Annotated in this window: 10 protein-coding genes; 5 read left to right on the top strand and 5 right to left on the bottom strand. The window is 61.9% G+C overall.

Annotated features, from left to right (window positions below):
• The first annotated feature begins 17 nt into the window (after window positions 1-17).
• Both C265_RS27225 and actP read left to right on the top strand, forming a co-directional pair.
• A complete protein-coding gene (locus C265_RS27225) occupies window positions 18-332 on the top strand; it encodes a DUF485 domain-containing protein (protein WP_010809344.1) in 315 nt (104 codons plus the stop codon).
• Window positions 329-1,900, top strand: coding sequence for a cation/acetate symporter ActP (gene actP, locus C265_RS27220; protein ID WP_010809343.1), 1,572 nt, complete (start codon window positions 329-331; stop codon window positions 1,898-1,900). The genes C265_RS27225 and actP overlap by 4 nt, the downstream gene beginning before the upstream one ends.
• 68 nt (window positions 1,901-1,968) lie before the next feature.
• Here actP and C265_RS27215 read toward each other — a convergent pair whose 3' ends face one another.
• Window positions 1,969-2,385 carry a nuclear transport factor 2 family protein gene (locus tag C265_RS27215; protein WP_010809342.1) on the bottom strand — a complete coding sequence of 139 codons (417 nt, stop codon included), beginning with the start codon at window positions 2,383-2,385 and terminating at the stop codon, window positions 1,969-1,971.
• A 173-nt stretch (window positions 2,386-2,558) separates the two neighbouring features.
• Complete coding sequence (locus C265_RS27210; RefSeq protein WP_010809341.1) at window positions 2,559-3,431, bottom strand: LysR family transcriptional regulator; 873 nt, start codon at window positions 3,429-3,431, stop codon at window positions 2,559-2,561.
• A 163-nt stretch (window positions 3,432-3,594) separates the two neighbouring features.
• Here C265_RS27210 and C265_RS27205 point away from each other — a divergent pair, with 163 nt between their 5' ends.
• Entirely contained in the window at window positions 3,595-4,614 is a 1,020-nt protein-coding gene (locus C265_RS27205; protein ID WP_010809340.1) for an NAD(P)H-quinone oxidoreductase, read from the top strand.
• Window positions 4,615-4,906: 292 nt separating this feature from the next.
• Here C265_RS27205 and C265_RS31095 read toward each other — a convergent pair whose 3' ends face one another.
• The 3 genes from C265_RS31095 to C265_RS27190 form a co-directional block, all read right to left on the bottom strand.
• Complete coding sequence (locus C265_RS31095) at window positions 4,907-5,293, bottom strand: hypothetical protein (RefSeq protein WP_010809339.1); 387 nt, start codon at window positions 5,291-5,293, stop codon at window positions 4,907-4,909.
• 297 nt (window positions 5,294-5,590) lie between these two features.
• Window positions 5,591-8,365 (bottom strand): LuxR C-terminal-related transcriptional regulator, encoded by a 2,775-nt coding sequence (locus C265_RS27195; protein WP_081645165.1) that lies wholly within the window; start codon window positions 8,363-8,365, stop codon window positions 5,591-5,593.
• A 30-nt stretch (window positions 8,366-8,395) separates the two neighbouring features.
• Window positions 8,396-9,169, bottom strand: coding sequence for an SDR family oxidoreductase (locus C265_RS27190; protein WP_010809337.1), 774 nt, complete (start codon window positions 9,167-9,169; stop codon window positions 8,396-8,398).
• A gap of 907 nt (window positions 9,170-10,076) precedes the next feature.
• Here C265_RS27190 and C265_RS27185 point away from each other — a divergent pair.
• A complete protein-coding gene (locus C265_RS27185) occupies window positions 10,077-11,042 on the top strand; it encodes an enoyl-CoA hydratase/isomerase family protein (RefSeq protein ID WP_011617175.1) in 966 nt (321 codons plus the stop codon).
• Window positions 11,043-11,236: 194 nt separating this feature from the next.
• On the top strand, window positions 11,237-12,118 hold the full coding sequence (hchA, locus tag C265_RS27180) for a glyoxalase III HchA (RefSeq protein WP_010809335.1): 882 nt from the start codon (window positions 11,237-11,239) through the stop codon (window positions 12,116-12,118).
• Window positions 12,119-13,156: the final 1,038 nt, after the last annotated feature.

The following is a 13,156-nucleotide window of genomic DNA, read 5'->3' as shown; positions in this document are numbered from 1 at the left end:
CTTCAGGAGACAAAGCAATGCAAGCTTTCACCACAACAGAGCGCATCAGGCGCCATCCCAGGTTCGGCGAACTGGTCCGCCGACGCGCTCGCCTCTCGCGGGCCTTGCTGGCCCTGGTCCTCGCCCCCTTTCTCGCGCTGATGCTCGCGGTTGCAATGCAGCCCCAGCGCCTGGCCGAGCGGCTTCATCCGGAAACATTGTTCAACCTTGGCATCGTCCTTGCCATTGGAATCATGCTGCTGGGGTGGGGGGCGACGTGGTTCTACGTGCGCCGGGCCAACGGCGAGCTGGAAGCGATGGTGCAGCAGATCCTGTCGGAGGCCGGACAATGAATCTCCAGGCCATTTCCATGTTCCTGCTCTTCGTCGCGCTGACGCTGGGCATCACGTACCGGGCCTCCTCGCGCACCCGGACCGCCAATGACTTCTTTACCGCAGGCGGCGGCATCACCGGCATGCAGAACGGCCTGGCCGTGGCGGGCGACTACATGTCGGCGGCCACGCTGCTCGGCGTGGTCAGCCTGGTCTATGCGCGCGGCTTTGACGGCCTGCTGTATATCGTCGGGTTCTTCATCGGCTGGCCGGTCATGCTGTTCCTGATGGCCGAACGACTGCGTAATCTCGGCAAATTCACCTTCGTCGACATTATTTCAGACCGGCTCGATCCCGTCAGCACGCGCTGCATTGCAGCGGCCAGTAGCTTGGTGGTGGTGCTACTCTACCTGATCGTGCAAATGGTCGGCGCCGGCGAGTTGGTGCAGTTGTTGTTCGGCATCGACTATGTCTATGCCGTCATCGGGGTCGGCGTGCTGATGATGATCTATGTGACTGTTGGCGGCATGATCGCGACGACATGGGTGCAGATCGTCAAGGCAGTGCTGCTGCTGTTCGGCGGCTCGTTGCTGATGTTCCTGGCGCTGGGGCATTTCGGCTTCAGCCTTGAAGCGCTGGCTGCCAGGGCAATCGCGGTGCACCGCAGCGGCCCCGCCCTGCTCGCGCCGGGCACGCTGTTCGCCGATCCGGTCTCGGCGCTCTCGCTGTGTGTGGCCACCGTGCTCGGGCTGTCGGGACTCCCGCATATCCTGATGCGCTTCTTTACGGTGCCGAATGCGTGCGAAGCACGCAAGAGCGTGCTGGTAGCCAGCACCTGCATCGGTTACATGTTCCTCGCCATGTTTGCCATCGGACTTGCGGCCATCGTGATCGTCGGTACCGATCCACGCTATTTTGAAGGCGGCCATGTCGGCGGAAAGCTGCTCGGCGGTGGCAACATGGTCGCGATGCACCTGGCCAGCGCGACCGGCGGCAACCTGTTCCTCGGGTTCCTGGCGGCCGTCGCCTTTGCCACGATTCTCGCCGTGGTGTCGGGCCTGACGCTGGCCGGTGCTTCGGCGATCTCGCACGACATCTACGCCGGTGTCCTACGGCGCGGCACTACCACCGAGGCAGCCGAGATCGCCGTCACCAAAAAAGCCACGCTGGCCATCGGCATCGTTGCGGTGCTGCTGGGGATTGCCTTCAAAGGGCAGAACCTGGCGTTCCTGGTCGCGCTGGCTTTCAATGTAGCGGCCTCGGCGAATTTCCCGGTGTTGGTGCTGTCGATGTACTGGCGCGGCCTGACCAGCCGCGGCGCGGTCTGGGGCGTGGCGTCGGGCCTGGCGTCGTCGGTCGCGCTGGTGGTACTTTCCCCTGCCGTCTGGAAGAACGTGCTGGGGCACCCCTCAGCCATCTTTCCGTACGACCACCCGGCGCTGTTCACAGTCCCGCTCGCGTTCCTGGTCACATACCTGTGCTCGCGCTTCGACCGGAGCGCCAGGGCCGAGGCAGAGCGCCAGGCCTTCGACGCGCAACTGGTCCGCGCACAGACCGGCCATGGGGCGGCGGCACCATCCAGCCACTGACCCCTGGCGCATGACCCGGCGCGGGTAGCGCGCCACACAGACGTGCAACCCGCTGCGGTAGCTCCGTGCTAGGTCGCTGCAGGCGTCAGCGCGGCATAGAACGCCGCGTTGTCCCAGTAAGCGCGCATGAATTCGATCCTGCCATCCGTGTCCATACGAACGATAAAGACGTGCGGCAGCGAGAAGGACTGGCCTCGGCTTGCGATCCCTAGCACGTCCCGAGCCTGCGTGCCCGTGATGGTGACCTCGGCAATTGCGGTGCGCTGGTCATCGTCACCATAGACCGCAGTGACCTGGTTGCTCAAATCCGGGAAACCATCCATCAGGGCGCGCCAGATTGTCTTGCCGGCCTCGCCGGCCGGCCCCTCCAGCCTCATGGGGACATAATCGATACGCGCATCTTGCGAAAACATGGCGAGCATGCCGTTTATGTCATGCTCACGGTAGCGCGCGAAGAACGCCTTGACGATCTCGATTTGGCTCATCACGGATCTCCCTGGAAATGGATCATGGGGCAGGCCGGCATGGCGCCCGATAGGTCCGCCACGCCCGTGCAGTCATCATCATCTCGCTTCGCCGAGCCCTGTCAATGCCCCTCCCCGAACGGGGGGCTGCGCCAACGCCGGCAGCCGGGAATGGCCTGGCTGTCTCCTTCCTCCTACCGAAGGCGTTCGAAGGCATGCGCGATCTCCTCGATCGCAGCGCGTATCCGCGCGGTGTGGCGCAAGTCCTTATGGGTCACCAGCCACACCTCATAGGGCACGTCGCGGCAACGCTCAGGCCAGAGCCTGACCAGGTCGTCGGCCTTGCCCATGTAGACAGGAATCTCGCCCACACCCAACCCCGCCTTGATGGCACTGCGCAACATCAGGCTGGAATTGACGGCCGCCACGATACGCCCGCCGGAAATGGGTTCGCCCACCAACATTGGCTCCCTCGACCCAAGCACATACGGCTGGTACACCACCAGGTCATGGCCGGAAAAGGCCATACCGGCCTGGGGCTCTCCATGCACGCGAAGGTAGCCTGGTGAGGCGAACAGCCCCATCGGCCATTGGGCCAGACGGCGTGCGATCAGGTCGGGGTTGTCCGGCCTGGCCGTGCGGATCGCGATATCCGCTTCCCGTTTTGCCAGGTTCAGCATCCGGGTCGATGCATCAATCTGCCATACGACCTCGGGGTACTTTGCGTGTAGCGCCTCGAGCGCTGGCATCAGAAAATCCATCGCCAGCGAATCGGTTGTGGTGATCCTCACCTCGCCCGCGAGCCGGTCGTCGAGTCCCTGCGTCAACCGCTGGAAGTCATTGGCAGAGTGCTCCATGCGCTGCGCCGCGTCAAGCACGCTCTCGCCCGCCATGGTCAGCACATAGCCGCTTGACGTGCGCAGGAACAGGGTTGCCCCAACCACGCTTTCCAGTGCCGCAAGGCGCCGCCCTACTGTGGCCTGGTCCACGCCAAGCGATCTCGCCGCGGCGCGCAGCGTGCCATCCCGATACAGCGCGAGAAAAACCCGGGCATCGTCCCAGTTCATATCCCCCTCTCAACCGCACAAATCGTCCGATGCGATTCTGCATGTCAGCCATGAAACCCTGCATCACATCATTGAATCGCAGAAACCTATACTGCCTCAACCGCGACAGCAATTCCCACGACGGAGATCTGCGCCGCGCTCCACGAGTTAATCAGGAAATTTCATGCCTTCGCCTTCGCATAACATCCCCGATACGATGACGGCCATCGAAATCAAGCATCCCGGCGGCCCGGAAGTGCTGGTGCCCACACGGCGGCCAGTGCCCGCGCCCGGCCCGGGCGAGCTGCTGATCCGCCACCATGCGGCAGGCGTCAATGGCCCCGACGTATTCCAGCGCAAGGGGCTGTACGATCCGCCTCCCGGCGCCTCCGACATCCCCGGACTCGAGGTCGCGGGCGAAGTCGCGGCCCTCGGCCAGGGCGTCACCGGATTCAGAGTCGGCGACCTCGTCTGCGCCCTGATTCCGGGGGGTGGATACGCCGAGTACAGTGTCGCCAGCGAGCACAATACCTTGCACCTGCCCGATGGTCTGCGGTTGGTGGAAGCTGCCGCGATGCCAGAAACCTTTATGACCGTCTGGCTCAATCTGTTCCAGCGGGGTAAGTTCACCAAGGGCGACACCGTCCTGATCCATGGCGGCGCGTCTGGGATCGGCACCACAGCCACCATGCTCAGCAAGGCCTTTGGTGCGGCCAAGATCATCACCACCGTGGCCTCGGACGCGCAACGCGACGCCAGCCTCGCACTTGGCGCCGATTACGCGGTCAATTACCTGGAAGAGGATTTTGTCGAGGCCGTCATGCGCGTCACCGAAGGCAAAGGTGCCGATGTCATTGTCGATATCATCGCCGGCGATTATGTCCCGCGCAACTACGCTGCCGCGGGCATTAACGGGCGCATCGTGCAGATCGGTGTCATCAAGGGCGTCGCCAAGGAAGTCGACTTGTTCCCGATGTTGACCAAGCGCCTCACCCACATGGGCTCGACCCTGCGCTCGCGCACGCCTGAAGAAAAGGCCGAGATCATCCGCGAGCTCGAGGCGCAGGTCTGGCCGCTGATGGCATCTGGCGCGGTCAAGCCGCTCATCTACCAGACATTCGCACTGGAACAGGCGCGGGCAGCCCATGAGCTGATGGACTCCGGCACCCATATCGGCAAGATCGTGCTCACGATGGGCCAGTAACGGCACAGGGCGGCAAGTACAGGGGTGCGAGCGATGCCGTGCGCCCCGGCCGTTCCGGAATGCCTGCCGCGTGCGCACGCATTCCTAGCCGAGGTGCCCGTCAAGGCTGCGATGAGGTGGATGGCAGAACACGGTGGCGACGGCCGCTACCATCGACAACAGGATCAGCGCGCCGCCAAACCAGTAGGTTGCCGCCACCCGGCCGAGGCCGAAGAAAAAGATGCCGATACCCTGCAGTTCGCCCCGAGCAGGGTGACGCCGAGGCCCGTCATTAGGCACAGCGCTCCCGCCATCATGGATTGCCGTGCCGTCCACGGACGCCCGGCCAGCGTCGCGGCCGCTGCGCTGATAGCACGAACACCAGCAAGGCTCCCCTCAACGGTGCCTGCCAACCCGTGACACTGCGGGCGAGCGTCGGGCCTAGGGAAAGACAGAGCCCATTCATCGACCAGACCGCGACATTGGTCGGCGACGACAGGATCAGCGCGGACCTCGCCTGCGCAGGGACACGGATAGTCGGACGCAGAGAACCTAAAGCGTCGACGCGGCGTGCAATGGTCTCCGGCAAGCGCAGCGTCAGGATACCTTGCAGCAGCGTCATCGCGAGCAGCAACAAATACGCCGAGTGCAGAGGGACAGGCAGATACTGGACCAGCACGCCGGTGACCAGCGCGCCCATTGCGAGACACAGCCCGGGGCCAGCCCGTTGATCATTACGCCGCGAACGGTGTCCAGGTCGAGCAGCCCGGCGCCGAGCACGCTTGAGGCCACGCCGGTGGCAACGCCCCGGGTGATGCGTGCGAGCACCAGCGTGGCGACACAATTAGCGATAAGGAACGGTAGGATCGCAACAGTCTGCAGCGCCATCGCGGTGAGAATGACTGGACGCGGGCGACATAGTCGGACAGCGCGCCGGTGGTCAGGAAGAACATGGAGCGTGTTGATGGGTTCGCGATCGGATAGCTCCCGCGGGAACCTAGCTTCGCGCCACGGGGCGCTCCGCGACCCGTGGCAGGTCCCGGCCCAGGCCACTGCGGACCGCCTGGATGCGGGAGTTCACTTTCAGCTTCTCAAAAATATTCTTCAGATGCCATTTCACGGTTTCCGGGGCGACACGAATGGCCCGGGCAATCTCCTTGTTGGAAAGTCCTCGTGCCACGTAGTCGAGAATTTCCACTTCACGGGCGCTTAGCCTGCTGGCGGCCACCGGCTCCGCCTGGTCATCCGCGGCGTCTGGCTCGCTTGCCGGCGCATCGAACCCGGCGCATAGCCTCCTCACATACCAAGGTTCAACCTCGGCCAGGCGGTCTTGCTGCAGACACAGCGCGTCAAGGATTTCCCGGGCCGCAGGGCCGGCATCGAGAAACACCCGCTGCAGACCGTTCGCCTGGCCATAGGTGAGCGCGGCGCGCATGGCCTGCACAGCCTCCGCACGCTGCCCCGCACTGTGCAGGGCGACCGCCAGCATCACTGAAATCTGGGCGGACAGGTACTGCATGCCCGCCGCACGGACCTCAGCCTGCACCCCCTGCAGGATGGGAACAGCTAGCGCGGGTCGGCCGCGCCCCACTAGCAGCCGGCAATGCGCCACCTGGAAGCGTTGCCAGGTTTCCAGGTAGCTGCCACGCAAGGTCGCCGGTTTCTGCCCGACCAGCCCATCCAGGTCGTGCCCGATGCGCGCGGCACGGCCGATATCTCCGGCACCAATACTGATCCGGATCGCCTCGGCCTTGCACGCGACCTGCATGCGCAGCCATTGGCGGCTTCTGGCTACGGCTTCCGCGTCTTCCACGATCCGATAGGCTTCATCCTGCTTCCCCGCCAGCAGCCGCAGACGGGCCAGCGTCACGCAGAAGCCGATCAGGGGTCCCAGCGAGCAAGATTGCAGCGCCATCTCGAGCCGCTCGTCCAGCAGTTCCGCGACCCTGTCGAGGTCATTCCATTCATAGTGGATTGCGGCCAGATATCCGACCGGGAGCACCGATGCGGCAGACTGCCGGCCGGCGCGCGCGTTGGATTCGCGCAGCACATCCTCCAGGGTCTGAACGGCCTCGCCCAGCCTGCCTTCCACGAACAAGCTGAGCCCAACCATGCTTTGCCGGTACACCTTGGCGTAGATCGGCGTATCAGCGCCGGTATTGAGGGTGAGCGTGCGCCGCAGGCGTTCGACCTCGTCAAATCCCGCTGCATAGCTGAGCCCGAAGATCTGTGTGGTCAGCCCGATGCCCTCCTCCCATGAGCCGGTGTCGGGGCCGAGCGCAAGCACCTTGCGGCCCATTTCCAATGAGAGTTCGCTTTCATCGGACAGACCCGCGATTAGCGCCGTGACCGCCTGCAACTCGACGCGCACTACCTCGGTCAAGGGCAGCCGCCCGTGGCCAATGTCCTCCTCGACCGCCTGCAACACCGCTTTGGCCGCCACTGTCTGCATCGTCAACGCGAGCGCCCAAGCCTGCGCCAGGCGCAGGCGCAGCCGGCCATGCACCGCCTCGGGGGGCAGCTTGGCAACCCAGCTCAGCACCGTCCGCACGTCGCTGGCCTCGACCAGGGTCATCGCGCATTGCTCGACCCAGCCGGCGGCGCGATCGACATCCCCCGCGGCCAAGGCATGCCGGACCGCTTCCTGCCACAGCGATTGCGCCGCAAACCATTCACTGGCCCGGCGATGCAATTCGGCAACTTCGTGGGGACGCTCCCTCACCAGGCGTTTTCTCAGATATTCGGCAAACAGCGCGTGATAGCGATACCACTGGCCCTCGGCGTCCAAGGGTCTGACGAACAAATTCCGAGCCATCAGCCACTCGAAAGTGGCATGCGACTCGCTGGAGCCTGTCACTGCATCGCACAAGGGCACCGACATCCGGTCCAGCACCGAGGTCTGTAGGAGAAAAGTCTGTAGCGGCTCGGGGACGTGAACAAATACGTTCTCGTTCAGATACGCTTCAACGCTGCGCCGGGCGAATGGCAAGCGCTCAGCAAAGACGTCAGGCTTGTCGGTTGCGCTTAATGCAAACGTCGCTAATTGCAAGCCAGCCGCCCAGCCTTCTGTCGCTCGCAGCAGCACCTCGATCTGGGCAGCGCTCAGGGCATGGCCGGAAACGGCAGAAAAAAACGCCTGCGCCTCGGCGCTGTCAAAGCGCAGGGCCTCCGCATCCAGCTTCAGCAATTGGCCCCGGGCCTCGAAGTAACTCAGCGGAAAGCCCGGCTCGCCCCGCCCCGCGACGAGCAGATGCAGGTTCTCCGGCGCATATCGGAGCAGCCTGAACACCGCCTCGTGAATGGCTGGCGATGCCAGCCGGTCAAAATCATCCAGCACCAACACCATTTGGCGCGGCAGGGCCAAGACCGCATTGAGAAGTTCCGCAAACATCGTGTCCGCCGGCGCTAGCGGGTCGGGCTTCAGGCCGCAAGGGATCGGCTCGCCGGCCTGCGTGCAAGCTTCCCTTGCCGCGGCGAGCAGATAAGCGCCGAACTGGAAGAGGTCATCATCATCGCGGTCGATGCTGAGCCAGCCAACGGCGCAGCCTTCCTGCGCCAAGACCTTCTTCCATTCACTCAACAGCGACGTCTTGCCGAAGCCGGCGGGGGCTACCAGGACCGTCAGCTTGCGCTCCATGCCAGGCCGCAATAGCCCAATGGAGCGTTCACGATGGATATAGTGGCGCGTTCGCGGTGGCGCCAGCTTTGTCAGGATCAAAGCTGGCCGCCATTGGGGCAGTTGCGCAGCAGCGACCGGAGATGATTGCGTCATTCGTGACTCTTCCTGACAGCATGCAGCACACTAGACGATCACATCCCATTCATCACGCTGCTCCCGGCGCACCATCTCAGCGGCGGAATCAGGCTTGATGGTTCGGTAGCGATGCGACGCGGCGGTGATGACATCGATCATGGCATCAATCATTTCCTGCGGGTCATGTTGGTTATTCAGCGGACGCTTCACGCGTGGCCGCATCGCTTGCTTTCCGTCTTCCCACCATTGGTCCATGCTTTCCATGCCGGTGTCGTTGAAACCCGTCCGGTAGGCTCCAGGATTCACGGTCGCGACTTGTATCCCGTAAGGCTTCAGCTCCTCACGCATGGACGCGCACAGCGCCTCGACCGCATGCTTGGATGCCGCATACGCCGCCACCCAGGGGACCTTGACCAGACCGGCAACAGAAGACGTCCAGACGATCTTGCCGCTGCCGCGCCGGATCATCTGTCGGGCGAACCCCTGCGCCATCTCGAGTGCCGCGAATACATTGGTCTCGAATACCCGCCGCACCAGCGCGATAGGAATCTCCGCCACCGGCCCCGCCTCCATGATGCCAGCATTGTTAAACAGCACGTCGATCTCGTGCTGGAACGCGCGCTGCCGGTCGATCGCGTCCAACATGTCGAGTTTGATTACCGTCAGCCGGACGCCCTCGAGCTCCGCCGCATTGCGCAATTCCGTCACCTGCGGCCAGATTTGCGCTCCTGCAATAACGTTATGCCCGCTGCGCGCGAGTCCCAGCGCCACCCCTTTGCCAAAGCCGCTGCCGGCGCCAGTCACCAATACAGTCTTCCCCATACTACGCTCCTGAGTCGCAGACTAGGCGGGGGTGTGCCCTTACTGCTCCAACTTTGCCAGCAGCAGGTTCGCCCACCGCAACACCGGACGCCGAGTACGCCGACGCCTTTCACCGCCCACCTCCGCCATGGTCGGTACCTTGGTGTACCCGGCGCTACTACAAGCATTGCTATCCGCAGTCGCCGGAATGCCAACTAGCTACCCCTCGCGCTTCTTGCCCCTCGCGTCTAACTTTTCTTCACTAGGATCACCCGAGCAGGGCTGGATACGACTGTAACGGATGATCGCGGAAACGGAAATCAAGCCACAAGGGCATAGGATACCGTCATAGGGGGGGGAGGTGGGGGGCATGACCGGCGCTGCCAACTCTTCACTGTTTCCGGGCGTTGCTTTGTGCTGAACCGAAGCCTCCTGGACTAATCCGAGCGCCGACTTCAGCATTGCCAAGACCTGACCTGGGTACCCCCCCACTTAGGGAGGCTCCTTGCAAACACCGCAGCGATACGGGAATGATTGCGTTAACGATGCGAACAGCGTGTCTCGCGTTTCCACGAACAATTACTCGCTAATGGGAATCGCAAGGCCATTGGATTGGAGTGTGCATCCTAAAGCACTTCGAAAGAATGTCATGCGATTCGTCGTCGGCGCACCAAGCAAAATCATGTTCCTCGACTTGAACTGTAATGGTGGTGGAGCGGAGTCAACCGAAGGCGTACTCACGCCATTCGGGATGCTGACCTTCGATCGCCGCCGCGTCAATTCCGAAATTGCTGACATAGCCACCTTCCTCCGCGGCGCCTGGGGGAAACCGCGACGCCCCGGTGGAGGGCAACCGCATCACTCGACCCGCCGCGAACTACGGGCCAAGCCTGGCTCGGCAAGCGGTAGATGAATCCAAGGACCTGCCATGTCGACTATCTCCAGGCGTTCATTTGTCCAGTCCGTCGGCGCTGCAACACTCGCGCCGGGAATGTTGCTCGTCTCGGCCGAAACTGGGGCCGCGTCCGAAAGCTCCGCTTCGCCCCAAGGGGCCAGCGCAAACTACGCCGATTACAAACATATCCAGGTCACCAAAGACCACGGCGTCGCCACCGTAACATTGAACTATGCGCCGCTCAACCTGCTCGATGAGGTACTGTCGGATGAGTTCGATCGGGTGACCCGACAACTGGAACAGGATGCGAGCGTACGCGTCATCATCCTGCAGAGCGCTGTGCCGAAATTCTTTATCGCACACTCGGGCCTGCACCGTGTCGGCTCGGCGCCGAAGACGACTTCGAATACACGCACATTCCGTCTGACCCAGATGCTCGGAGAGCGCCTGCGCAACATGCCAAAAGCCGTGATCGCAAAGGTCGAAGGCATCGCTCGTGGTGGTGGCTGCGAGATCGCGCTGGCCGCGGACATGTGTTTCGCCGCGATCGGCAAGGCTGTGTTCGGCCAGCCGGAAGTCGTCTGCGGACTCGTCCCCGGCGGGGGCAACACACAGCGCCTGCCGCGGCGCATGGGGCGCGCACGTGCCCTTGAGGTGCTGCTCGTCGGCGGAGACTTCTCGGCAGAACTGGCCGACCACTACGGTTATATCAATCGAGCGCTGCCGGCAGGAGAACTGGGGCAATTCGTGGACAAGCTCGCCCGCCGCATTGCAACCTTCCCCACCACCACGATTGCCCATCTGAAAAAGGCCGTGGACATGGGGTCGGACGTATCGTTCTCCGAAGGGTTGTTGATGGAAGCGCATGAGGCCGACCTTTGCGTAGCCAACGAAGCGATACAGGCGCGGGTCAAGGCGATACTCAAAGCTGGCGCTGAGACCTACGAAGGCGAACTCCATTTTCCTGAACTGTCCGCGAAGCTGCCGCCCGCCGATTAAGCGATCGACCTGCGTCCGAACCGTGGTTGCCCGCAAGTGCGAAAAAAACATTGATACGAGCGGGAAGGTGAAGTGCACATAGCAAGGCGCCGGAATGCATGGTCCTTGCTGGTGATCGGGGGAATTCCCCATTTGATGTAAAAAAAACCGGTGAAAACTAAGCTCTAGAACTGATTTTTAGAAGGAAGCCTATCATGACGTCCCAGACCGACAGCAAGCAGCCGACGCCTGACCCAGCCGAGCACAAGGCGTTCTTTCCCTCCCCATACTCGCTCTCACAATTCACATCGCCAAAGTCGAACCTCTCCGACGCCGACTATCCGGACGCTTATCGGGGAGGTCGCTGGAAAGTACTACTCGTCGCTGCGGACGAGCGCTATCTCCTGACCGGAAACGGTACCTTCTTTTCTACTGGCAACCATCCCGTCGAGACCCTGCTGCCGATGTATCACCTGGACCGCGCGGGCTTCGAGTTCGACATTGCCACTTTATCGGGCAATCCGACCAAGTTCGAATGGTGGGCGTTCCCTTCTGAGGACGCCGAGATAAAGTCCCTCTACGCGAAGTACGAGCAAAAATTTCAACAGCCCCTTAAGCTTGCTGACGTAGTCAATTCGTTGGACAAGGACGCAAACTACATTGCCGTTTTTATCCCTGGGGGACATGGCGCCCTGATGGGGCTGCCCTTCAGCGCAGATATGAAGGCAACCCTTCAGTGGGCCATGCAAAACGACAGGTTCATCATCACGCTTTGTCATGGGCCTGCGGCCCTGCTTTCCGCCGGCGTCGACGAACCTAACGGGGGAGACCTGTTCCGCGGCTACCGCATCTGCGCATTCCCGGATTCCATGGACAAGCAGACGCCAGATATTGGCTATATGCCCGGCCCATTGCGTTGGTTCTTTGGAGAGAAACTCGCAGCGATGGGAGTAGAGATCGTCAATACTAAAATTGATGGGAGTACTTTCCGTGACCGGAAGCTCCTCACAGGCGATAGTCCATTCGCTGGCAACAATCTTGGCAAACTGGCTGCGCGCGCGTTACTGGAAGAAGTGCAGAGTACGGGTGCGCGCTAGTCCTCACACCATCATGGACTTCGTCTGCTCGGGCGCATGATTAAATTGCCTGCGCAAACCGTGATAACGCCTCTGGCGGCGAGAGACCATTCTCCGGTCCCTCGTCGCGAGGCGTTCCTCGCTCTTTCTTCGTGAGGACAACGCTTGATCCCGTCCGTTAATTTGAGGCACCGCTGCAAACAAGAGCATTCTGGATGGCCGTTCCAGATCGCTTACCGGTCTTAATTGCAAGGTAGTCTGGATGACTGAGATGGGTTGCGGATAGAAAGGTGGCCTGGCCTCTCAGCCACCGAAGAAACAGGAATCTTTGCCGACTCAAGGTGCATCAGCGTCCCCTATCGGTCCCTATAGGTGCAAGACGATGTGCCGCATCCTCCCGTGGAGGCCCAACCTGGCTCGCTGGATGAAAGCTAGCTTTTCAGATCGGCGAATCACTCCCGATATATCAACTAGTGCAGGCGGCTGGTCGTTCTCGAAGTTCCGTCGTGAGAATAATTTTCGACTGAATGAGACTCCACACACAAATCGCATCTACCAATGCACGGCCAAAGATCGGAAAGCCATTTTGTTCTAACGAGCGATACACTCTAGCCACACTGTCCAATCGTGCATTTCATTGTGTTTATAATCGGCCGTCGTCACCCAGTGCCGACTACTGCGCTAATGGGACAAGCGCAGACCCTTTTGGGCACCCCATGTCTAGTCGGAATGATGTACACGGTTATCGTGGCGTTGTACGAGACCCAGAACAGGCGTCCGTTGCAAGACTGACCTGGTGTGTATGCATTTAAGTTGGAGCACTCGCGACCCCTGACCCTATGTCTACGCCCCGCCACCAGTGACCGATGCCGAAACGCGCCCTTCCGGTGCGTAAATAAACTATCCTCTGGGCATAGGTATGGATGTTCCTGTCGATACGAAGGAGCAGCAACGAGTACTACAGCGAATCCCTCGAATCGGTGTTCAGGATTCCATGGCAGGCCATCGACAACGCGTTCCGCCCGAGCGGCAGTCCTCCGCCCTGGAGAGGGTCAGCAC

The organism is Cupriavidus sp. GA3-3, assembly GCF_000389805.1.
GTDB classification, from domain to species: Bacteria; Pseudomonadota; Gammaproteobacteria; order Burkholderiales; family Burkholderiaceae; genus Cupriavidus; species Cupriavidus necator_D.
This window is presented reverse-complemented; position numbering and strand designations above follow the sequence as displayed.

Coding starts and splice junctions, on each gene's coding strand:
- C265_RS27195 (WP_081645165.1), bottom strand. CDS start 8,365: ATGACGCAATCATCTCCGGTCGCTGCTGCGCAACTGCCCCAATGGCGG.
- C265_RS27185 (WP_011617175.1), top strand. CDS start 10,077: ATGTCGACTATCTCCAGGCGTTCATTTGTCCAGTCCGTCGGCGCTGCA.
- C265_RS27205 (WP_010809340.1), top strand. CDS start 3,595: ATGCCTTCGCCTTCGCATAACATCCCCGATACGATGACGGCCATCGAA.
- actP (WP_010809343.1), top strand. CDS start 329: ATGAATCTCCAGGCCATTTCCATGTTCCTGCTCTTCGTCGCGCTGACG.
- C265_RS27215 (WP_010809342.1), bottom strand. CDS start 2,385: ATGAGCCAAATCGAGATCGTCAAGGCGTTCTTCGCGCGCTACCGTGAG.
- C265_RS27225 (WP_010809344.1), top strand. CDS start 18: ATGCAAGCTTTCACCACAACAGAGCGCATCAGGCGCCATCCCAGGTTC.
- C265_RS31095 (WP_010809339.1), bottom strand. CDS start 5,293: ATGGGCGCGCTGGTCACCGGCGTGCTGGTCCAGTATCTGCCTGTCCCT.
- C265_RS27190 (WP_010809337.1), bottom strand. CDS start 9,169: ATGGGGAAGACTGTATTGGTGACTGGCGCCGGCAGCGGCTTTGGCAAA.
- hchA (WP_010809335.1), top strand. CDS start 11,237: ATGACGTCCCAGACCGACAGCAAGCAGCCGACGCCTGACCCAGCCGAG.
- C265_RS27210 (WP_010809341.1), bottom strand. CDS start 3,431: ATGAACTGGGACGATGCCCGGGTTTTTCTCGCGCTGTATCGGGATGGC.